Annotated in this window: 18 protein-coding genes; 7 read left to right on the top strand and 11 right to left on the bottom strand. The window is 68.0% G+C overall.

Annotated features, from left to right (window positions below):
• Positions 1–370 precede the first annotated feature (370 nt).
• Positions 371–1,330: a transporter gene (locus JQX13_RS42375; RefSeq protein ID WP_203405095.1), complete on the bottom strand. Its 960-nt coding sequence runs from the start codon at positions 1,328–1,330 to the stop codon at positions 371–373.
• A gap of 347 nt (positions 1,331–1,677) precedes the next feature.
• Between JQX13_RS42375 and JQX13_RS42370 the strand changes: the two genes are divergently transcribed.
• On the top strand, positions 1,678–2,562 hold the full coding sequence (locus JQX13_RS42370; RefSeq protein WP_203405094.1) for a hypothetical protein: 885 nt from the start codon (positions 1,678–1,680) through the stop codon (positions 2,560–2,562).
• Between the two features lie 189 nt (positions 2,563–2,751).
• Positions 2,752–3,603: an IclR family transcriptional regulator gene (locus JQX13_RS42365; RefSeq protein ID WP_239014185.1), complete on the top strand. Its 852-nt coding sequence runs from the start codon at positions 2,752–2,754 to the stop codon at positions 3,601–3,603.
• 29 nt (positions 3,604–3,632) lie between these two features.
• On the opposite strand, the gene JQX13_RS42360 is transcribed toward JQX13_RS42365, so the two are convergent.
• The 4 genes from JQX13_RS42360 to JQX13_RS42345 form a co-directional block, all read right to left on the bottom strand.
• Complete coding sequence (locus JQX13_RS42360) at positions 3,633–4,475, bottom strand: hypothetical protein (RefSeq protein WP_203405093.1); 843 nt, start codon at positions 4,473–4,475, stop codon at positions 3,633–3,635.
• Positions 4,476–4,586: 111 nt separating this feature from the next.
• On the bottom strand, positions 4,587–6,167 hold the full coding sequence (locus tag JQX13_RS42355) for a DUF1501 domain-containing protein (protein WP_203405092.1): 1,581 nt from the start codon (positions 6,165–6,167) through the stop codon (positions 4,587–4,589).
• Positions 6,168–6,179: 12 nt separating this feature from the next.
• Positions 6,180–7,208: a hypothetical protein gene (locus tag JQX13_RS42350; RefSeq protein ID WP_203405091.1), complete on the bottom strand. Its 1,029-nt coding sequence runs from the start codon at positions 7,206–7,208 to the stop codon at positions 6,180–6,182.
• Complete coding sequence (locus tag JQX13_RS42345; RefSeq protein ID WP_203405090.1) at positions 7,208–9,043, bottom strand: hypothetical protein; 1,836 nt, start codon at positions 9,041–9,043, stop codon at positions 7,208–7,210. Before JQX13_RS42345 ends, JQX13_RS42350 begins: the two co-directional genes overlap by 1 nt.
• Positions 9,044–9,221: 178 nt before the next feature.
• Here JQX13_RS42345 and JQX13_RS42340 point away from each other — a divergent pair, with 178 nt between their 5' ends.
• Positions 9,222–10,019, top strand: a complete 798-nt coding sequence (locus JQX13_RS42340) for an ABC transporter ATP-binding protein (protein WP_203405089.1) — start codon at positions 9,222–9,224, stop codon at positions 10,017–10,019.
• Between the two features lie 94 nt (positions 10,020–10,113).
• Here JQX13_RS42340 and JQX13_RS42335 read toward each other — a convergent pair whose 3' ends face one another.
• The 5 genes from JQX13_RS42335 to JQX13_RS42315 form a co-directional block, all read right to left on the bottom strand.
• Entirely contained in the window at positions 10,114–11,307 is a 1,194-nt protein-coding gene (locus tag JQX13_RS42335) for an FAD-dependent oxidoreductase (protein ID WP_203405088.1), read from the bottom strand.
• 96 nt (positions 11,308–11,403) lie between these two features.
• On the bottom strand, positions 11,404–12,672 hold the full coding sequence (locus JQX13_RS42330) for a hypothetical protein (RefSeq protein WP_203405087.1): 1,269 nt from the start codon (positions 12,670–12,672) through the stop codon (positions 11,404–11,406).
• A 97-nt stretch (positions 12,673–12,769) separates the two neighbouring features.
• A complete protein-coding gene (locus tag JQX13_RS42325; protein WP_203405086.1) occupies positions 12,770–14,350 on the bottom strand; it encodes a hypothetical protein in 1,581 nt (526 codons plus the stop codon).
• On the bottom strand, positions 14,347–15,099 hold the full coding sequence (locus JQX13_RS42320; RefSeq protein ID WP_203405085.1) for a DUF4384 domain-containing protein: 753 nt from the start codon (positions 15,097–15,099) through the stop codon (positions 14,347–14,349). Before JQX13_RS42320 ends, JQX13_RS42325 begins: the two co-directional genes overlap by 4 nt.
• On the bottom strand, positions 15,096–15,602 hold the full coding sequence (locus tag JQX13_RS42315) for an RNA polymerase sigma factor (RefSeq protein ID WP_203405084.1): 507 nt from the start codon (positions 15,600–15,602) through the stop codon (positions 15,096–15,098). Before JQX13_RS42315 ends, JQX13_RS42320 begins: the two co-directional genes overlap by 4 nt.
• A gap of 220 nt (positions 15,603–15,822) precedes the next feature.
• Between JQX13_RS42315 and JQX13_RS42310 the strand changes: the two genes are divergently transcribed.
• Entirely contained in the window at positions 15,823–16,827 is a 1,005-nt protein-coding gene (locus JQX13_RS42310; RefSeq protein ID WP_239014184.1) for a hypothetical protein, read from the top strand.
• Between the two features lie 16 nt (positions 16,828–16,843).
• On the opposite strand, the gene bluB is transcribed toward JQX13_RS42310, so the two are convergent.
• Positions 16,844–17,488, bottom strand: coding sequence for a 5,6-dimethylbenzimidazole synthase (bluB, locus tag JQX13_RS42305; RefSeq protein WP_203405083.1), 645 nt, complete (start codon positions 17,486–17,488; stop codon positions 16,844–16,846).
• A gap of 81 nt (positions 17,489–17,569) precedes the next feature.
• Between bluB and JQX13_RS42300 the strand changes: the two genes are divergently transcribed.
• From JQX13_RS42300 to JQX13_RS42290, 3 genes are all read left to right on the top strand, one after another.
• On the top strand, positions 17,570–18,370 hold the full coding sequence (locus JQX13_RS42300) for a cyclase family protein (RefSeq protein WP_203405082.1): 801 nt from the start codon (positions 17,570–17,572) through the stop codon (positions 18,368–18,370).
• Between the two features lie 312 nt (positions 18,371–18,682).
• Positions 18,683–19,462, top strand: a complete 780-nt coding sequence (locus JQX13_RS42295) for a YgaP-like transmembrane domain (protein ID WP_203405081.1) — start codon at positions 18,683–18,685, stop codon at positions 19,460–19,462.
• A gap of 13 nt (positions 19,463–19,475) precedes the next feature.
• The gene (locus JQX13_RS42290) at positions 19,476–20,648 is read left to right on the top strand and encodes a zinc-dependent alcohol dehydrogenase (protein WP_203405080.1); all 1,173 of its coding nucleotides are present in this window, start codon (positions 19,476–19,478) and stop codon (positions 20,646–20,648) included.
• Positions 20,649–20,784 lie beyond the last annotated feature (136 nt).

Below are 20,784 nucleotides of genomic sequence, written 5' to 3'. Positions count from 1 at the left end.
ACCTTTCCACGTCACCTGAATACGAGAAGAAAAAGTAAAACGGGGAAAATGGAATTTTTATACCAATCTCCAGCCCCGGGAAACGGGAAAGTGTTGACGCGACGCGGCAGGCCAGACGAGGTCTGGTGTGTCGAAACGATTCGATCCGTGGCTTCGTGACGGCGCAGGTAGGGACGGGGACGAGGTCCCACGAAGCCCGAAGTCCCCGAGATGACAGGGGGCGTCGGACGCGCCACGTCATGCGGCTCCGCGCGCGGAGGCGGCGCGACGGCGGAGACGTCTTTCAGTGCACAAACAAGAGGGACCACGGGCCCATGGCCCCGGGCGCCAGAGGTGGGCCGGGGTCATCTTTTACGCGGGCGGCTCCACGTCAGAAGAAGTGGGTGAAGCGGATCTGGTAGGCCTGATTCCTGGAGGCGCCACCAGTCGCCTTGAAGTCCCTCTGGTATTGCAGCATGAGCAGTGACGAGGGATTCAGCCGGATGGTCGGCGAGAGGCGCACGGTCTGGACGGTCTGCTTCTCCGACAGGATCAGGTTGAGCTGCTGTCCCCCCAGATCGGCCCGGAGGTTCTGCTTCCCGTTGGCTGTCAGGAAGTAGGAGAGGGCGATGTAGAAGCTCTTGGAGAGATCGACCGCGAGGTGCCCCTCGAACGCGTAGGACAGCTCGCGGCTGTTCTCGAACTGGACCACTGCCGGAGGGGCACCCGCGGGTGCCACGTTGAGGCGGAAGTCATCATTCGTCGTGGTGAAGCCCACGTTCCCACTGAGCTGCGCGGTGAGGATCTTGTACCGCTGGTAGATCGAGAGCTGTGGCCGGAAGACCCAGCGGTTCTGCCCGATGTTGAACGGGCCTCGAGCAGGGTCGTACTCGCCGACGGGGATGGTCACGTACAGGGTGCCCGCGAGGGCCGTGGGGTGGTCCGTTTGCTCGTTGAAGCCGTACCCGACGGTCGGCGCGTAGATGGGGTCGGAGATGCCCGTCATGCCGACCTGCTGGCCCCCCGTCGCGGCGCTCGTGATGTTCACGTTCGCGGCGGCGAAGATGACATCGATGGGCGCCAGGCCGATGTTGCCGTACTTGAGCAGGTAGGTCCCGCGCAGGACCATCGTGGTCTGCGAGGCGATCTGCTGGTCCGACGTGGCCGAGTGGCGCAGGTAGGCGTTGAGCATCAGGGTCTTCGAAGGCAGGTAGATACCCGCCTCGTAGTCCCGAGCATCCGTCTGTGCGATCGCCCTCTGCGGCAGCAGGAGGAAGAGGGCCAGCATGCAAGAAATCACGAGCGGCATCGCGTGAGCGCGCCGCGCGATCCTGGGGGAGTCGTTCATCATGGTTCGGGGATGTCCTTCCTGTCTCCGCGGGTAGCGGGAGCTCCAGATGCGCATGAATCCTTATCCGAGATCATGGTGCGTTGGCATGACGCATCCCGCCAATCAATGCCATGCGAATATTGCCGGGATGCTGGTGTCGCGGCCCCTTCCGTGAGACGCGCCTTCGAACGCCGTGGATCCATTTCGCATGGCGAAATGAACTGTGAATCATGGGTTTGTTTCGCATGGCGGAACGGGATGTGTTTCAACACCGTTCTGGCTGTCATGGCTTGATTTTCCGTCTTTCATCGGTAGTGTATCTGATTGTCTGGGAATGCGGTCTGCCCCCCCAGGCAAAGGGAGAAGTCATGAAAGCGACGGCAGGTTCGAGGATCCTCGTTGCGCTGCTCTTGTCCATGGCGTGGAGCGCCTCCGCCCTGGCCCAGAGTCTGACCAGCTTCACTGCGACGTATCGGGGCGGTAGCGGCGCCATCTGTGGCACGACGTACAGCATCAGAGGCAGGGAGCCTTTGTCCTCACAGAGCAGATACCCGGTGTTCATCTACACGGTGGGAACCACGGAGGGGTACGATCACGCCTCGGCGATGGCCGCCGTCGAGGAGATGGCGAGCCGTGGCTATGTCGCGGCCACCGTCGAGTATGACAACGCCACCTTTGGCACCTGCTCCACGCTCGAGAGCCGCGCCAGGTGCATCTTCGATTCGACCCGCTCGACCAGCGCCATCAACACGATCTGTTCGCGCGCCAAGGCGGATTGCTCCAAGGGTGTCGTGGTGGCCGGCTTCAGCCAGGGGTCCATCATGGCCATCCTGGCCAAGAACTATGACAGCCGGGTGCAGGCCGCCTATGGGCTGGGCGCGGGCGTCGAGTACTCCATCTATGATCTCCGCTCCTGCGTCGCCAACGGCAACCGCGCACTGCCGAGCGACCGGCTCCGGGTCGTGAATGGAGAGAACGACGCGTTCATGGGCTCGACCGAGCTCACCGTGCGCAGCCAGGTCCAGGAGATGACGGGGCTGTCGTGCCCGTTGGCGACCTCCTGCTCCCGTAGCAACAACAGCGGTTGGTACATCGTGGAGAATTCCGAGGCCTCGGATGGTGACGCCGATCACTGCTACATGCGTCAGGGAAGCTGCATTGGCCTCACCCTGGATCAGAAGTGGCGCACTGGCACCTACGGCTGGTCATTGAGGACCAACCTGAACTGGCTGACGCAGTTCACCCAGCAGTAGCCACGAGGACGGCGTGGGCTCCTCCTCGGTGTTCGCGCTCCTGGAGGAGCCCGCGAGGCTCTGGGACACGCTCCGGGTTTCGCCTGGCGAAACGGAGTTTCGCCCACTATGCGAAACCAGGTTCCGCCCACGTTGACCCGAAGTGTTTGGCCCTCCTATCGTCCTGACACCCGAAATACCAGGACGGCCATGCTCCGTTTCTCCGACCTTCCCGTTCCCCTGAAGGACTCCGCGGCACCCGACGTGGGGCTCCTGCATGAGCCAGACGAGGAGGACGCCAAGGACCGCCAGTTCGTGACGGCGCTGGCGCGCGGGCTGGAGGTGCTCCGCGCGTTCACGCCTCACACTCCGCAGCTCGGGAACCGGGAGCTCGCGGCCAGCACCGGCCTGCCCAAGCCGACCATCTCCCGGCTGACCCACACCCTGACCCGGCTCGGCTATCTCAAATACTCGGAGCGTTCGGGAAAGTACCAGCTCGGCACGGGAGTGTTGTCGCTGGGCTACGCGGCGCTCTCCAGCATGAACGCCCGCCAGATGGCCAGGCCCCTGATGCAGGAGATGGCCGACCAGGTCAACGCCATGGTCTCCCTGGGCACCCGGGACCGGCTCAGCATGGTGTACGTCGAGCACTGCCGCTCCAACTCGGCGGTGACCGTGCGCCTCGACGTCGGCTCACGCATCCCGTTGGCGACCACGGCCATGGGGCGGGCGCTGCTCGCCTCCCTGCCCGAGCTGGAACAGCGTGTCATGATGGAGCGCATCGCCAGGCAGGACCCGGACCAGTGGCCGCGCATCCGCGATGGCATCGAGCAAGCCCTCGAGGAGTACCGGACCCATGGGTTCACGCTCTCCATCGGCGAATGGACCTCGGACGTGAATGCAGTGGGCGTTGCCCTCATCCCGCCCGATGGTGGTCAAATCCTGGCGTTCAATTGCGGCGGCCCATCGTCCCAGCTGCCTCGCGAGCGGCTCATGAGTGAGCTCGGTCCCCGTCTGGTGGACCTCGTCCGCGGCGTCGAGGTGGGTCTGCTGCGCCGCTGAGAGACGCGGCCAGGTGCCCGCCTTCACGGTCAGGGCGCAGGCGGAGCGTAGGTCCAGGCGAGGAGGTCGGTGCGCTGCACGGATTGCCCGTCTCGCAGGACCTCCAGCGAGGCCTCGCCACCCGCCCGGAGCACATAGGCGTAGGCGCCATTGCGGAAGGTGAAGACGGAGCCGTCCGGGGTGCGCTCCTCGGTTCCGCCCTGGACCGTCTGGGTTGCCGGGGTCGTGTGGCCATAACCCTCGACCCGAAGCTGCTGGGCCTTGGCGGCCTCGGCGAAATCGAAGGAGCGGTAGGTCAGTGTGTTCGCCTCCTGGGTGACGAGCACGCTGCGCCTTCCATCGAAGCCCATCACGCGCACCCCCAGCATCCAACGGCAGTTCAGGTCCACCTTCCGCGCCACGAGGCTCACGAAGGGAGGAATCAGCGCGCGGGAGGGCTCGGGCAGCATGCCGGGGTTGATCGCATGCAGGGCGCCGACCTCCTGGTTCTCCTGAAGCAGGGGGAAGAAGCGCTGGCCGGCACCGGCGGAGACCTCTCCCAACGCATAGGTCTGGTGGGTGGGTGGAGTGCCCTCGCGCTTCTCGACCCAGGTGAGCGTGGCGGTGGAGCCACCCTCGTCACGCTCCACGACGGCGATCCGTGGCCGGTTGGTCCCGTCACAGAGAAACCAGGCGGGACGGAGCGAGCCGCTCAGGCGTGAGAAGGTGCGGCTCGACGCGGCGGGATCATCGCTCCGGGGACGGGTGGCGGGCGGCGTGGCCACGGGCGGAGGTTCGGCGGCGGGCCGCTGGGGAGACGGTGCTTTCTCGTGGCAGGCGCCCAGTGCGAGGAGCAGCACGGGCGCGAGACGGGAACCGGTTTGGAGGAGCATGCAGCCCCTCTAGCAGACCTCCCGTGGAAGAGGTCCAGCTTCCGGTGAGGCGGGGAAATGCCAGGGCGGAGTTCCCGCCCGAGCGCAAGCGCACCCGGCACCGCTCGCGGCCTACGCCTTCCGGATCCCCGTTACCTCTCCGTAGCCGCCGGGGATGAAGAAGTCGTGCGTGCTCATGCCCATGATCCGCAGCGCGGTGGTCACGGCGTCAGCGGCTCTGGGCACGCGCTTCGAGGGCTGACCGTTCTCCTCGATGATGTCCACCGGAACGCCGAGCCCGCGCGGGGTGTACGAGCCCACCTGCCGGTTCGCCGCCACGTTTCCGCCCGCGAAGCAGACGGAGGTGTACGGGTGGTGGTCATCCGGCAGGGAGTAGGTGCCATCGCGTCCGCGTGAGGCCCAGCTGCGGCCGAACTCGCTCATCACCAGCACGAGCGTGTCATCGAGCAGCGTCTTGCCCGGCTTGCCGGGAGCAGGCGCGGCCTTGAGCTCGCCCAGGAAGCGCGCGACGCAGTCCATCAGTCCGCGGCCGTGCGCGCAGCTGTAGCCGTGTCCGAAGGAGTTGTGCGTGTCGAAGTCGAGCTGCAGCGAGACGTGCACCGAGGTGCAGAGGTCCGACTTGAGCAGGCGCAGCGCGAGATCCATCCGCGGATCGAGCCCGGTGAGGTGGAAGTTCGCGAGGCCGAACGAGTACGTGAACGACTGGTTCCCGAGATAGCTCGCCAGGTACGCGGGACGGTTCGCCGTCAGCAGATCGATGCCCTTGGTGCTCTCCAGTACGGACACGACATCCGTCGCGAGCACGCGCGAGACCGACGACAGTGAGCCGTGCAGGCCCTCGAGGTAGCTGTCCACCTTCGCCGTCGAGCGGCCCATCATCTGCGGGGTGCGCGAGAGCGAGAAGCGCTCCAGCATGTTCGTCTTCAGTGTGCCGCCGGTGGGCTGACCTCTCGCGTCCAGCTCGGGACCCTCGGTGCGCGCATCGAGCCCCGTCCACCAGGGATTGTCCGAGGGCTTCGCGGACAGCTGCGGCTTGAGCGCTTCGATCGATGGAACGCGAACGGGCGAGGCATGTGAGGGCAGCCCCATCCCGAGCGGCGTGCCGCGCTCCCCGGCGACGACCACGAACGGCAGTGGCCTGCTCTCGCGGTACTTCTCGAACAGGTGGTTGGCGATCACCGAATGAACGGCGGGCGCCCGGTAGTCCGCACCGGCGACACCGCACATCGACGCGATGAACGCACTCGAGTGATCGTTGGAGCCCTGGTCGATGCCGTGCAGCACGCTCAGCTGTTCATGCAGCGCGAAGTGCGAGAAGCCGTACATGAGCGGGCTGAAGGTGCCCCGCTCAGCGGGGTTGGAGGGGTTCCACGACTGCCAGGTCCGGAGCGGCTTGTAGGGACCGTTCGGGGGCGCGAGGTCCACCACCTTGCTCGCGTCGAAGAAGACGGGCTCGCCGCTGTAGTTGGAGGACGCTGGCACGCAGAGCGGAATGTCCGCGTCGTCCATGGGGGTGAAGTAGTACGCCGGCCGGAAGCCGCCCGGGATGTAGAGGACCACGAGCCGGGAGGGGACGTCGATGTCCGCGGCGCGCGCGGCGCTCGAGCCGAGGAGGCCCGCGCGTTCGAGGAGCGCGAACTGTCCCGCTCCGAGGGCCCACTTGAGCAGTGTGCGGCGAGAGGTGTTCATCATGGTGTCCTCGGCTCAGTAGGTGATCCACAGCGGGTGACGGATGAGCGACGCGCAGACGCCGATCCAGCCGAGGCGCGTGCTCCGCGCCTCGAGCGGTACATAGACCTGTTCGTACAACTCCTTCGCTTCCGCATCCGAAGGCGGCTGTCCGAGCATGCGCAGGTAGAGCGCGCGCAGGTTCTTCTGCACCGCGTCCGGGTTGTTCGCGGAGGTGTCGGCGAGCGTCACGTAGCGCAACACCGCCGTGTTGCCCTTCTTGTCCACCGCGCGCGCGCACCAGGCCTGCGACATCTGAACCAGCGTCTGCGCCGCGGAGGGACCGAAGCCCACGTCCTTCTTGCGGTACAGGAGCGAGTTGCCGCCTCCGAGTGCCTCGAACCGCTCGACGCTGCGTGAGTCGGAGACGTACTCGCCCGAGATACCGGGAGACCATTCACCGGGCCATACGAAGAGCTTGCCGCCATTCACCACGTACGCCTTGTTGCGCCAATCGGGATCGCTGGTGCTGACGAAGTCCTCGAGCGTGAGCCCGAGCTGATCCATCAAGCTCACGACCATCTCCTCGGCGGAGAGCCGGCGGACGGAGAATGCTTCCGTATCTGGAGCCTCCAGCCGCTCGGGCGCGGGAGGCAGGTCGCGAATCCAGGCCTTCACCTGCTCGATGGTCAGCGTGGTGCGGCCGTTGGCGACGAACTCTTCGTAGGGCTGACCCGGCGGCATCTGCGGGTAGCTCCCGGGAGCGGTTCCCTCCAGCATCTGGACCAGCATGCTGTTCTCGGGATCTCCGGGCTTCACGTACTTCGTGTCGTACACGAGCCCGTTCTCGAACGCGGTGAGCGAGGCGAAGAACGGCTTGTTGCCATTGAGGTGGCAGCCCGCGCAGGCGGGTGCGAGCCCGAGCCGGATCTCGTCGTTCCTGCCCGAAGGTGAGCAGGTCTGGCCGTCCTTCGAGTCGTCGGTGATCTTCCCGGTGCAGGCCCCGGCGGTGAGCACGAATGAGGCCAGCGCGGCGGCTCCCAGCATCGAACGCAGCATGCTCATCACAGGCCCCTCCGCATTTCGGGCTGTTCGTAGAGGTATCGGATGAAGGACCGGAGCTTGCGGTCGCGTGCAACGAACTCCCTCGCGAGCTTGTCGATGAAGCCCTTCTCGGTGGCCGGGTTCAACTCACGGCCGATGAACATCGCGTAGAGCTTGCGCGCGGCGCAGCGGTCGAACTCCCCGGAGCGGACGAGGAGCTTCCCGAACCCGAGCGGGCCCATCGTGCCGTCGCCTGGCATGCCGAGCAGCGTGTACGTCTCGGGCATCGTGTCGAGCAGCACCGCTTCCGGATTGGCGGTGATCTGCTCGGGGGTGACCGGGGTCAACACGGTGTTGGGAAGGAACGCGTTCTTCCACCGGTAGCCCGGCGCGTTACCGGTGTACGGATATCGACCGGACAGCCAGTCCTTCGTGACGCGGTAACGGCCCACGCCCGGAATGAAGGGCCACGGCACGTAGTAACTCGGGGTTGGATTGAAATCCCAGCGCTTGAACGAGATCGCCGCGGGATCGAGCGTCTTGTGGCAGTGCAGACATGTTCCGCCGGTGGCGGGATCGACCTCGTACGGAGGGAAGTGCACATCCGCGGGAGGAGGCGAGAAGCTCTGGCAGGCGAAGATCTCGAGGAAGCGCGCGGCTCGGACGCGCTCGCGTGGGAACGAGGACATCGCGCCGATCATGGTGAGCACCCCGGCGGTGGGGAGACCCTTCGGCGCCTCCGTCGTGGTGCGGGGATCGAATCTGTACGTGCGATCGAGACTGCCGGAGCGCGCCCGGTTGTCGGTGAGCGCGAGGTGGAAGGGCTCCAGGTCCTCGACCACGAACTCGCGCCACGCCTGCGGATCATTCGGCGCCGGGTGCAGCGGATCGCGAGGGGCGTTGTCCGCGTCCGGGCGCCACCAGGTCGTGTTCGCGTCCAGCGCGTTGCTGCCCATCTGCCGGCCGAAGCGCACGTACAGCGCGCGCAGCCAGTTGGTTCCGACCGAGTAGTTGCCGAGCACGAGATCCGAGAGCGGCCGGTCGTGCCACGCGAGGTGCGCGAACAGGCGCGCGGGTTCCTCGTACGGATGGCGTCGTTGTACGCGGAGATCGTTGTTGCTCTTGGTATTCAGGCCGACCAGCGGCGCGCACCACACCAGGTTCGGCCCGCAGCCGCACCCGGCGGGCAGCATGGGATCGTAGTAGCCGCCGCCCGCGATGCCGCAGTCGAGCGTCTGGCCCTTGGCGTCGACGACCTGGGTGACGTTGGAGCCGGCCTTCCCGAGCACCTCGACCCGCGTTCCCGGCGCCCACCAGGGCTCGACCGAGTGCACCTCGGGCACCGCGGTATTGCCGTCCGCGTCCTGGTCCTTGCACTGCCTGGCCGGATCGCCCGAGCCGAACTCGTTCACGTGGTAGTACGCGCCCGGGTGCAGGCTGTCCGCGGGGCACTTGAAGAGGTGGCCGGACATGTCGCCCTGGTACGCGTCGCCAGCGGCGCCCGTGGTGTACGCGCCCACCGCGATCCACTCGTGTCCGAAGCGCAGCATCCGCTCGTAGAACTTCGGCGAGGCGAGCGCCTCCTCGAGCGCCGACCGCAGGATCGCTTCTCGCTCTTCGGGCGTGGCCGCGGCCCCCATCGCTTCGTATTGCTCGAGGGTCGGCGTGGTTCCGGTGAGCCCGAGCACGATGCGCCGCAGGAGCCGCGTGTCGCTCATCCGGTCGTTGAGAGGCTCGGCTTCTTGAGGAGCCTCGGGACCACATTGCTGGGCGTGCGCGTCGATCCCGACGAATCCGGAGATCGTGATCATCACGGCCAGCACGGCCGCGCTCTTCGAATGCAGGTGCCAGTGCATTCGCGGAACGCTACCGAGTCGGCTATTTCAATGTAAAGGGATTTTTCTGGTTTGTGGTCTCCCAAAGCTTCTTGCCAGCGACGCTGTCTTCCGGGAGGGTCCGGGTCGAGGAGGAGAGACGCATGAGGACCTTGACGAACGGGACGAACTTCGGACGCGCGCTGGTTCGGGTGGGGTGATGAGCGACACGAGCGGCGGGTCGGCACGCAAGCTGGCCATCGAGGTGAGGGATCTCCACAAGACCTTTGGCGACAACGAGGCCCTGCGGGGCGTGGACCTCGTGGTGCCCGAGGGCACCACCTGCGTGCTGATGGGGATCTCCGGTTCGGGCAAGTCGGTGCTGATGAAGCACATCATGGGCCTGCTGCGGCCGGACCGGGGGACGGTGCTCGTGGAGGGCCAGGACGTGGCTCGGATGGACGAGGCCGCGTTGGATCAGATGCGCCGCAAGCAGGGCATCCTCTTCCAGGCCAACGCCCTCTTCGACTCGCTCACCGTCTTCGACAACGTGGCGTTTCCCCTGCGCGAGCGCACCCGCATGTCCGAGGCGGAAATCGAGGAGACGGTCAACAAGACGCTGGCCAAGGTGGGGTTGTCGCATGCGACCACCCGCTACCCCGGCGAGCTGTCGGGCGGCATGCAGAAGCGCGTGGGCTTCGCGCGCGCCACCATCCTCCAACCCCGAATCCTCCTCTATGACGACCCCACGGCCGGTCTGGATCCGCTCACCACGGCCGCCGTCAACGAGATCATCACCACCGGCAAGCAGCAGCTCGGGGCGACGTCGCTCGTGATTACACCGGATGTGGCCGCCGCCTTTGGCATGGCCGACAGCCTCGCCCTCATGCACGAGGGCCGCATCGTCGAGGCGGGCCCGCCGGACGTGTTCCGCGAGTCACAGCACCCGGCCGTGAAGGCCTTCATCCGCAACTGGCTGGCTCGCCGTTCGCAACACCGCAAGCCCCACGGCGGATGAGGCGGAGGGGTTGGCACGTAACTTCCATCAGGAGTTGAGCCAGTTGCCGGAGATACGTCTCCAGACGCGGGGACTTCCTGGCCACCCGGCCCGTCTACCCGCGGGCAAGCGCGACGAGCCGTTCGCTGCCCATCCGTGCGCCGGAGATGTTGCGCGAGGCGGGGCCGATCTCCAGCTCGGCCAGGGGCCCCATCACGTGCAGCCCCGGTGTCCAGGTGAGGTGACGATCCACCAGGGGATAACCGCAGGGCGCGCAGGACAGCGCCATGCTCTGGATGGTCTCGTCCAGCCAGCGGCCACCCGGGCGTGAGCGCGAGAACCCCGTGGCGAGGATGATCCGGTCCGCCTCGAGGGTCCCCGCGTCTCCAGCCAGCTCCAACCGCAGGCGCTCGCGGCTGGACTCCAGGTATTTGTGAACGGCCACCACCTGGCCGTGCTGGTGCGAGAGCGTGTCCTTGCGCAGCGCTCCGCGCAGGGCCGCCGCCACGTCGGGCGGAATCGAGCCCCGATGCCGCGCCTCGAGGATGGTGCGCCGCCGCTGGCGGGGGCAGCGCTGGCCGTGGAATGCCGTCAGCAGCCGAGGCCCGAGCCAGCCGGGATCGCTGTCGAACTGATGGATGCGCATGGCGTGGGAGCTCAGCAGCGTCACCCGTCCGGTGGCGCGGGCCGCGAGCGCCAGGGCCAGTTGCACGGCGGTGATGCCTCCACCCACCACCACCACGTCCTCCTCGGGAGGAATTCGCTCGCGGTGGAAGCCTTCCGAGAAGATGTGCTCCACCCGGCCGCCCTCGGCCTGGGGGGTGGTGGCCCAGTCCGGCCACGCGGGATGATCTCCCGCGCCCAGGGCCAGCACCACTCGCCGGGCCTCGAGCGCGCCCTGATTCGTCTCCACTCGAAGGCCTCGAGCCGGCAGCCGGCTCGCGCCACGTGCCACGCCCTCGAGCCGCACCTCCTGCAAACCGTGGGTGCGCACCAGGTGGTGCACATGGGCCTGGAAGAGCGCGAGCGCGGGCCGGTCATAGGGCCACGCATAGGGCTTCTTCATGCGCCGACACTCCGGGCCCTTCGCGAAATGTTCCAGCGCGAAGGGGTGCACATCCAGGTGGTGCACGGAGGGGGAGCGCAGGAACTCCATCCCCGTGCTGGCGGTGAAGCGTCCCCAGCGGGCGAGGGGCCTCGAATGAGGATCCAACACCCGCAGCCTCTCCCGACGCACGCCTGCCTGCAGGAGGTGATGCGACAGCAGGGTGCCGTGAACACCTCCACCGATGATGAGCCAATCGAGCATGCCTTGTCCCCGTTCCATGTCCGGGTGGATGAGTCCAGAGGGTTATGGGAACGGGAATGTATTTGCAACTATGTTGCGATATAATGTGACGGCGGGCTACGGCGCGAAGGTGAACGTGTGCTCTCTCACCAGCGCCACCGTCACCAGGGCCTGGATATCGAGCGAGCGGATGCGGGCCTCCACCTGGACAGTCCCTTCGTGCCCCGCCCCCGTGGTGTCGAAGGTGTGCGAGAGCGCGCCCTCGCCGACGATGGTGCCGCCGCCCGCGGTGCCCGAGGACAGGCGCACGTAATATTCGGCGGCTCCCTGGGAGGCCGTCCATCGCAGCTCCAGGGGCTGACTCGCGCTCACCTGCTCGTCCGCGGTGGGGGAGGTGATGTCGAAGTCACCGGGCACCTGGAAGGTGCGGCGGATGGACTCGCCGCCCCCGTTCACCACGAGCTCGAAGCTGCCTCCGGGTGCCAGCAGCGCCGTGTCCTCCTCTTCGAGGACATAGGCCTCGCGCTCCGCGTCATAGGGGAGGGTGCGGCCCGCGAGCGTCACCGCCGCGTCCTGGAGCGGCGTGTTCTCGAAATCAACCCTCAGCTCGACCTTCGCCTTCGAGCCCTCGAGGACCACCCGGCCACCCACCGCGAGCTTGATCGGCTCGAAGATGCCGCCACCGTCCAGGCCACACACATCGAGGAACAGGAAGGTGAGCCACCCGGCCTCGCAGACGAGCGCGTCGTAGAAGGGGCCGCCCTGGGTCAGGGTGAGTGGCATGTGGGTGTCCAGAGGCACCACCGCGCTGTTCTCGGAGTTCACCGCCTGGATGAGGTTGAAACCGGGCTTCAGGCCCGTCTCCGCCGGCTGCTCCGTGGTCACGTAGATGACGGTGAAGGCGGCGGAGGTCGGATCGGTCAGGAGCGAGGAGCCGATGATCCGGTCCACCGGCGCACCGTTCGTGGCGATGGTGTCGAGCTTCGCGTTGCCGTTTCCGTCCTGGTACGCCAGGAGGATGCCGAAGGCGCCCTTGCCTCGAAGGCCCTCGCCGAGTGGCTCGAGCACGCTCTCTGGCGGCGGGTTATAGATGTGGAAGCTGTAGTTGGCCGGGAAGCTGCCCTCGTAGACCACGTCCTCGGTGACCACGTCCACGGGCCCACCCTGCGAGCCGCCCGTATCCTCCGCGGCCAACCACTGCGGGTACCACACGAATGCCAGACGCACCGGTCCGGTGACGCGTGCGTCCGGCGTGGTGTTCATCTGTCCCCGGATCGTGACGAGGGGCTCGCCCGGATGGTTGGGACCCACCACGTTGCCGCAACCCGCGAGGGTGAGCAGCAGGGAAAGCAGAAGGAATGGAAGGCTGGGAAGTTGCCGAGACATGTGTCCCCCTCCGGGGAAGTCAGGTGGAGCGGCCCGGGATGGGCGCTCATGAAGGAAGACCGGCCCGGCGTCCGAAAATGGGAACCGCGCTTTTTCGCTAGAAGCGCCAGCCAGCGCCCGCGGAGACGTGCGCCGCGGGGAGCAGGGCGGGCTGCTCCGTGCTCGGCAGGTAGCGCAGGAGGAACTGCGCCTGGAGGAGCGCGAAGGCCTGACCGGGCAGTGGCACCTCCACGCCCGCGACTGGACCCATGCCCAGGCCCAGTGCCCGGCGGGGCGGCAGGGGTTCGACACCGAAGGTGTCTTCGATCTCCTCCTCCCGCTCGCGCCGCAGCCGCTGCTCCAGGCCGGTGAGCTCCACGCTCAACCCCACGTAGGGCACCAGCGCCCATTCCAACCAGCGGTAGCCGGCGGTCACCCCGGCACCGAGGGCGCGCTCGCGCACCTCGAGCTCCACGGCCGGGTAGCCCGCCTGGCTGAAGCTGACGGTGCCCAGCGCCCACCAGGAGCCCCAGCTGTGACGGTAGCCGAGCCCGGCGGCGAGGCGTGTTCCCGTGCCCCGCACCGGTGCGCTCTCCATCCGCGCGAACCCCAGCAGCGCCGAGCCGCGCAACTCCACGTGGCCACCCTTGAGCGCCACCTCCGTGTAGGGGCGCCACTTCAGCTCCTCCTCGCGCACCAGGCGCTCACCTCCGTAGGGCAGCTCCAGCTCGAGCAGGCCGGTGCTCGCGCCCGCGCGCTTGCGCAAGAGGTAGCGGCCCGGTGGCACCGCCAGGCGCAAGGGGCGCCCCGGTGCCTTCTCCACCTCGGCCACCACGTCTGGCCGCGGCTGGCTCGCCACCACGTAGCGGCCGGCGAGCGCCGCGGGGAAGACGAGCGCGCTGCGGGCCGCCTGGGGCTCGGTGAGGATGAGCTCCCCGGTGCCCGACAGCTCCCAGGCATAGGCCGGGTGCTGACCCGCGCCGGCGGCCCCCGCCACCGTGCGCCGGTAGGCGTGGGCGTACGCCTCGGCGAGCGACACCCGCCCGTCTCCCTCCACGTCCGCGTCCCCGCGCAGACCCGTGAGCAGGTGGTGGGTGAAGAGCGAGCCCTTGAGCGAGTCCCACTCCTCGGAGCTCTCGCCCGGGCCGCTGGAGGAGATGACCACCTGGCCGTGCAGCGGAATCTGCTCGAGCGACACCGCGAACTCCGGCCCGGCTCGGCCTCCCTTGCGCCGCGCCAGGGTGCCGCTCTCGCACGCGTCCACCAGGAGCACGCTGAGCCGCGCACCCGACTTCTGCGTGCTGTCACGCAGCTCGGCGAGCGGCAGGTGCGTTCCGCCCAGGTGCAGCACGCCGCCCTTCGCGTGGGCCGAGACGTACACGATGAGCACCGCGTCATCACCCGAGGCGCGCAGCTCGGCGATGCGGCCGGTGACCTCGGCCAGCCGCTGGCGCACCACGGAGGCGGGTTGATCCACCACCAGATAGGAACGATCGGCGCGCACCCCGCCCAGCTCGACGAAGAGCTGCCGCACGCGTCCGGCGTCATCGTCCGCGAAGCGGAGCACGGCGTCGTCGGGATCTCCCACGTTGGCGCCGATGGCCACCAACAGGCGGACGGTGGCCGCGGCGGCTCGCGGGGGGCAGAGGAGCAGCGGCAGCGCCGCGAGAAACAGCCAGAGCGGGCGGGGTGGAGTCATGGGCGCTTCTGGAGGCGGAGCATACTCACGCTGCAGTCGGGGCAGGAGAGGGTGGGCTCGGCGCGTCCCGCCTGCGCGCGCAGGGTCTCCAGCAGGGGCGCGGCTTGGAGCGGGCGGGGCGAGAAGACGGCGAGGAGCCACTCCGGGCCGGGCGCGTCGTCGAGCACCACGCTTCCGGGAAGGAAGTCGCGCTGCCCGGCTGGCTGGGGCGCGGAGGTGGCCGAGCCATGCGGGTAGAAGACGCTCGCTGCGCCCCTCCCATCCAGCTCGAGTACGAGCAGGTGCCCTGGCTCCTGTGCCTCGTAGGAGAAGCGCAGCGCGTCACCCGTCCGGACCTGCGCGTCGGGGCCCAGCAGCTCCGGGGTGCCTCCAGCGCGCGAGACCACCACGCGGAACGCACCTCCCTTCAGGAGCACTCCATCCTCTCCTCCCAGCCGCGGCACGAGCACCAGCAGGGCCAGCAGCGGCACGCAGGCGCCGAGCACGGGCAGCAGCCAGCGCGGGCCCGGGCGTGGCCTGGCGGCGGCGCGCCGCTCCAGCTGGCGCAGGAAGAGCTCGGGGGGACGTGCGCGGACGAAGGCCTCGCGAGCGGTGGTGAGCGCCTCGAGCTGGCCGCGGCAGTCGGCGCAGCCCTCCACGTGGGTGCGCGTGGCCTCGGGGGCGGCCTCGCCAGCGCTCATCGCCTCGAGCAGGGCGGCCGGCGGACAGTGGGAGCCGCGAGGAGAAGGGGGCAGGGGAGTGGTGCTCATCGTGTCTCCTCGAGGCCGGCGCGCGCCTGCCAGAGCTGTCGGATGCGATCCTCGAATTGTTGAAGCTTCTTGCCGATGGTGCGGCGCGAGTAGCCGGTCCGCGTGGCGACCTCCTCCTGGGTGTAGCCGTCCAGGAAGTGCAGCACGCCAATGGTGCGTGTCTTGCCGTCGAGCTGGCGCAGCGCCAGGCCGAGCATCGCCCGGCGGTCGGCGTCCGCTGGTGAGCCTTCACCCCGCTGCTCCAGGGCCGCGAGCTGCGACTCCTCGGCGGGCGGCTCCCGGCCGCTGCGCTCCATCAGATCGAAGCAGCAGCGCTGGGCGATGGTGTAGAGCCATGCGAGGGTGGCGCCGCTCTCGCGCGGGGCGCCATGGCGCTTCACCCGCAGGAAGGTCTCCTGGAGCGCGTCCTCCGCGTCCTCGGGTCGGCGCAGCAGCTGAAGACAGCGGCGGTGCACGAGGAATCCATACTGCGCGTACAGCTGGGCCAGCCAGGCGTCATCCAAGCCGTGACCCTCCGCTGACGTGTCGTTGTGGGGTTGTCGGGCTCAGGGCGCTCTCCTTCAGAGGAGAGACTGGCCGAGGCCCGGAAAATGGGAACCGGGAAATGACATGAAGTGGGCACCTCGCCGGCCTCCAGGGAGGGAGCTTCCTTGCGGCCAGGAGGGAAGGTGCCCACCTTTACCTCCAATGGGCCGGTGTGCATCTGCATGGGCAGTGGCGCTCATGGTGGCGTTCCGGGTGCTCCCGGCCGCCGCGGAGCCCCTCGAGCTGCACCAGCGGATGGTTCCGCCCACGGACCTGCCAGATCGCCCCGCGTTCGAGGAGCTCCTCTGGTACTTCGCGGATCCGGGGCGTGCCCTGCAGGGGGGCTTCACCGTGCCGTCCCTCTCACTCGCCGTGCGTGCGCGGGCCTGGGCGTTCATTCCGCCCGGGATGCATGAGCAGCGGGAGGCCCGGGACGCCTTCTCCCTCGCGACGCAGGACGTCACCCTGTCGGAAATCCCCGCGGGAGGCCGTCTCGCCAGCTTCCTGGAGCTCGGTCCCGAGGGGGAACGCTTCCGGGTACGTGACCTGGGCCCCTGGCTCAGTGGGCCCCAGAGCCCGATCCAGGCCGCCGTGCGCCCCTGGCTCGAACGCCTGCCCGGACAGGAGACGACCGCGGTGATCGCCGCGGGCGTGGCGGGGCTCGGGCTGGCCTACCAGTTCGGCACCGCGCGTGCGCAATCCCTGGGGCTGACGCCCGAGGTTCGCGGCACCCTGTTCCAGGGACGCCTCCACGCGTCCGTGCGGTTGCAGACCGAGCCCTACTTCAAGAACGCACGCGCGGACGTGGGGGCGCGCCTGCTCCTGCCGGAATGGCTGCGGCTTCCGGTGCTCGATGGCCGGATCGATCAGCTCGAGGTGGGGGGCTCGGCCGCGCGTGGCCCCGAGGGACTCCTGCTCGATTCGCGGTGGGCCACGCTGCGGGGCCGACTGGCCTGGCTCGAGGTGGCCCTGGGGGTTCACTCCAACCACGCCGAGCCGTACATCTGGACGGATCTCGAGACGTGCGTGCGGCGCGAGCGCTTCGATGTGCGTGCCGTGTTCAGCCGTCAGTGGATGACCCTGCGGACCTCCACCACGGCCACGGCCACGTTGCGGACGGGGCCTGTGCTGTCCGGGCTGTTCCTCGGCATGCAGGGGTCCATGAGGCGCACGTTCGGGCTGGTGGGCATGGGCTCGTTCTAGCCGGGCGCGTCCTCCGTCACTTCGACCACCGGTTCTCCCAGACCAGCTCTTCCAGCGGCCGGCGCGAGTCCCATCCCTCCAGCTCCAGCATCGGCCGCTCATAGAAGGCATCGACATGGCCGAGGCACAGGATGGCGATCGGCTCGCTGCCCTCCGGTGCCCCCAACACCCGTGCCAGTCTGGCTGGCTCGAACAGCGAGACCCAACCCATGCCAATCCCCTCGGCCCTCGCGGCGAGCCAGAGGTTCTGGATGGCGCAACTCGCGGAGGCGAGGTCCATGTTGGGCATGGTCCGCCGGCCGAAGACATAGCGCTCACGTTGATCGGTCAGCGCGACGACCCAGAGCTCGGGGCACTCCCTGATGCCCTCGACCTTGAGGCGCATGAATTCCCCGCCGCGCGGGCCCAGCGCCTCGGCGGTACGCAGGCGCTCCTGCTCGACCATCTCCGCGATCTCATTCCGGAGTGCCCCATCGGTGATGCGAATGAAGCGCCACGGCTGCATGAAGCCCACGCTCGGCCCCAGGTGCGCCGCATGGAGAAGACGCGCGATGATCTCCTGATCGATGGGCTCGGGCCGGAAGTGGCGCATGTCACGGCGCTCACTGATCGCACGGTAGACGGCTTCTCGTTCCGCGGGAGAAAAGCGGTGGTTCGTCATGGATCGTCGGGCCCCTGCCAGGACATCTGCCGGGGCGCTCCATAGTACATTCCGCGCTTCACCCCCAGCCGGAGTGCACGAATGACGAATCGTTCACCCTTCCTGCTCGTCCTTCCCCTCGTGGTCTGCGCCTGCGCGACGACGGCCCCCCGTTTCCCTTCGGGAGCGGTCGTCGACATGACGTATCCGTTCGACGAGCAGACCATCTTCTGGCCCACGGAGGAGGGCTTCCAGCTCAAGAAAGAGGCCTACGGGCACACGCCCCAGGGTTACTTCTATGCCGCCAACAGTTTCTCCTCGGCCGAGCACGGCGGAACGCACTTCGACGCGCCCATCCACTTCGCGGAAGGGCATCCCTCGGTCGACCAGATCCCACTCGAGAAGCTGATGGGAGAGGCCATCCTCATCGACGTGACGCGGCAGTGCACGGCGAACCCTGACTACCAGGTCACCCGGGAGGACTTCGAGGCCTGGGAGAAGGAGCACGGGCGGATTCCGGACGGAGCCATCGTCCTGTTGAGGACCGGCTATGGCGCGCGCTGGCCCGATCGCAAGAGCTACCTGGGCACGGACGAGCGCGGCGCGGAGGCGGTCGCGAAGCTCCACTTTCCGGGGCTCCACCCCGAGGCCGCCCGGTGGCTGGTCGGCAACCGCTCCCTCAAGGCCATCGGCCTGGACACGGCGAGCATCGACTACGGCCAGTCCACCCTCTTCGAGAGCCATCAGGTGCTCTTCGCACACGACATCCCGGCCTTCGAGAACGTCGCCAACCTGGAGCGCCTGCCCGCGAAGGGCTTCGCCGTCATCGCGTTCCCGATGAAGATCAAGGGCGGCAGCGGAGGGCCGCTGCGGATCGCGGCCCTCCTGGATCAGGGGTCCTGAGCACGCGCACGAGCAAACGCCCGATCCTCCGCTCGCCGCAGCTCCGGCGTCTCGAGCGCCCCAGGTGCGGCTCGCTCCCTGGCGGAGTGTGAACCACCGGGCTTGTTCCACTGGGAGTGTCTCCCAAGCTTCTCCGGACGAACGACCCGCGTCGTCTTCCAGACAGGCACAGAGGAGACACTGCCCATGACAGAGAAGTCACAAGAGCCATTTGCCCCCACGCCACGTGGCGCGCGAGGTCCGGTTCCGAAGAAGGGAGCCTCTCGTAAGGGAATTCTCGACGAGTCCTCGGGCGCGAGAGGCAAGCGAGCAGTGAGCCGGAAGGAAGGACATGGGGCCAGCGCCCCACGGGAGCCGGCTCCTTCCTCCTCGAGAACCAATGTCGGCACCGTGGAGCGGGTGGCCTCCACGGTGCTCGGCGGGACGCTCCTGACGCTCGGAGTCGGGCGTCGCTCCCTGGGTGGGGCGGCCCGGGCGGCCCGGACGATCGTCGGAGGTGGGCTCCTCTACCGGGGCGTCCGCGGATACTGTCATCTCTACCAGGCGCTCGGCATCAACACCGCGAAGGGTCGCGAACAGGGCGAAGCCGGAGTGGATGCCAGCCCCATCGAGCTGCAGCGCTCCATCACCATCGGGAAGCCCGCGGACGAGCTCTACCGCGCCTGGCGCGAAGCGCGGAACCTGTCGCAGATCCTGGGTCACTTCGCCGAGGTCACCGAAGTGGGCCCGGATCGCCAGCATTGGAAGGTGCGTGGTCCGGTCGGGAAGGGCCTCGAATGGGACTCGCGGATCGTGGATGTGCGCCCCGGCGAGCTCCTGAGCTGGGAGTCGCTCCCGGGAGCGGATCTGCCCAACGATGGCTCGGTGAGCTTCCGGCCCGCCCCGGGTGAGTGGGGCACCGTGGTGACGCTCCACCTCCGCTTCAACCCGCCGGGCGGCGTGATTGGCGAGGCCGCGGTGAAGCTCCTGGGCATCGTGCCCGACACGCTCGCGTTCACGACGCTCCGGCGATTCAAGAGCCTCGTCGAGACCGGTGAGATTCCGACGACCGCGCACAACCCCTCCGGCCGCGCGAGCGCCCACACCCACTGAGGAGGACACATCGATGCGAGCACTCTGCTGGAATGGGATCAACGACCTGCGCGTGGAGACGGTTCCCGACCCGGAGATCGTCAACCCGCATGACGTCATCCTGCGCGTGACGATGTCCGCGACCTGTGGCTCCGACCTGCACTTCATCGACGGGTACCTCCCAACGATGCGCGAGGGAGACGTCATCGGCCATGAGTTCATGGGCGAGGTCGTCGAAGTGGGCCGCGAGGTGAAGAAGGTGAAGAAGGGAGATCGCGTGGTCGTCCCGTCCTTCATCTGCTGCGGCAACTGCTGGTACTGCCAGCACGACCTCTGGTCGCTGTGTGACAACACCAACCCGAAGGCGGAGCTCCAGGAGCCGGCATTCGGATATGCGACCGCCGGCATCTACGGCTACACCCATGCCTTCGGAGGCTACGCGGGAGCGCATGCGCAGTACGTCCGGGTGCCACATGCCGACAATGATTGCTTCCTCGTCCCCGAGGGGGCGACGGACGAGCAGATCATCTTCCTGTCGGATGCCGTTCCCACCGGCTACATGGGCGCCGACTTCTGCAACATCCATCCCGGGGACACCGTGGCCGTCTGGGGTTGCGGGGGGGTGGGGTTGATGGCGATGAAGAGCGCCTTCCTCCTGGGCGCCGAGCGGGTGATTGGCATCGACCGCTTCCCCGAGCGACTGAAGATGGCGCGGGAGAAGGTGGGCGCGGAGACCATCAACTACGCCGAGGTCGACAGCGTCCTGGATCTGCTGAAGGAGCTGACGGGTGGGCGCGGCCCGGATGCGTGCATCGACGCGGTGGGCATGGAGGCCCACGGGACCGGGGCCGAGTACGCCTATGATCGCGCGAAGCAGGCGCTCCACCTGCACTCGGACCGCGGCGAGGCGCTCCGGCAGGCGATCCGTGCCTGCCGCAAGGGCGGAACCCTGTCCATCCTGGGTGTCTACGGGGTGATGGACAAGTTCCCCATCGGCGTCATCATGAACAAGGGCCTCACCGTCCGCACCGCGCAACAGCACGGACAGAAGTACCTGCCGCGCCTCCTGGAGCACGTGAAGCGGGGTGAGCTGGATCCCTCGTTCCTCGTGACGCACCGGTTCTCGCTCGAGGACGCGCCGCGCGGGTACGAGATGTTCAAGAAGAAGGAAGACGGGTGCGTGCGAGCGGTGTTCCTGCCCTCGTGACGACCCGCGCCCCTGGGGCGTGAAGGTGCTTCCCTCCGAGCCGTCCGTCGCGCCGCTCTCGGCACTTCGGACGGCTCGGGTTGCCCGCTCACGCGCCGGTCGTGCCCCGCCTCCGGCGACCGCCTCAAAAAGCCTA

Origin of the sequence: Archangium violaceum, from assembly GCF_016859125.1 — a bacterium.
Taxonomy (GTDB): Bacteria; Myxococcota; Myxococcia; order Myxococcales; family Myxococcaceae; genus Archangium; species Archangium violaceum_A.
This window is presented reverse-complemented; position numbering and strand designations above follow the sequence as displayed.

Coding starts and splice junctions, on each gene's coding strand:
- JQX13_RS42375 (WP_203405095.1), bottom strand. CDS start 1,330: ATGATGAACGACTCCCCCAGGATCGCGCGGCGCGCTCACGCGATGCCG.
- JQX13_RS42370 (WP_203405094.1), top strand. CDS start 1,678: ATGAAAGCGACGGCAGGTTCGAGGATCCTCGTTGCGCTGCTCTTGTCC.
- JQX13_RS42365 (WP_239014185.1), top strand. CDS start 2,752: ATGCTCCGTTTCTCCGACCTTCCCGTTCCCCTGAAGGACTCCGCGGCA.
- JQX13_RS42360 (WP_203405093.1), bottom strand. CDS start 4,475: ATGCTCCTCCAAACCGGTTCCCGTCTCGCGCCCGTGCTGCTCCTCGCA.
- JQX13_RS42355 (WP_203405092.1), bottom strand. CDS start 6,167: ATGATGAACACCTCTCGCCGCACACTGCTCAAGTGGGCCCTCGGAGCG.
- JQX13_RS42350 (WP_203405091.1), bottom strand. CDS start 7,208: ATGAGCATGCTGCGTTCGATGCTGGGAGCCGCCGCGCTGGCCTCATTC.
- JQX13_RS42345 (WP_203405090.1), bottom strand. CDS start 9,043: ATGCACTGGCACCTGCATTCGAAGAGCGCGGCCGTGCTGGCCGTGATG.
- JQX13_RS42340 (WP_203405089.1), top strand. CDS start 9,222: ATGAGCGACACGAGCGGCGGGTCGGCACGCAAGCTGGCCATCGAGGTG.
- JQX13_RS42335 (WP_203405088.1), bottom strand. CDS start 11,307: ATGCTCGATTGGCTCATCATCGGTGGAGGTGTTCACGGCACCCTGCTG.
- JQX13_RS42330 (WP_203405087.1), bottom strand. CDS start 12,672: ATGTCTCGGCAACTTCCCAGCCTTCCATTCCTTCTGCTTTCCCTGCTG.
- JQX13_RS42325 (WP_203405086.1), bottom strand. CDS start 14,350: ATGACTCCACCCCGCCCGCTCTGGCTGTTTCTCGCGGCGCTGCCGCTG.
- JQX13_RS42320 (WP_203405085.1), bottom strand. CDS start 15,099: ATGAGCACCACTCCCCTGCCCCCTTCTCCTCGCGGCTCCCACTGTCCG.
- JQX13_RS42310 (WP_239014184.1), top strand. CDS start 15,823: ATGGTGGCGTTCCGGGTGCTCCCGGCCGCCGCGGAGCCCCTCGAGCTG.
- bluB (WP_203405083.1), bottom strand. CDS start 17,488: ATGACGAACCACCGCTTTTCTCCCGCGGAACGAGAAGCCGTCTACCGT.
- JQX13_RS42300 (WP_203405082.1), top strand. CDS start 17,570: ATGACGAATCGTTCACCCTTCCTGCTCGTCCTTCCCCTCGTGGTCTGC.
- JQX13_RS42290 (WP_203405080.1), top strand. CDS start 19,476: ATGCGAGCACTCTGCTGGAATGGGATCAACGACCTGCGCGTGGAGACG.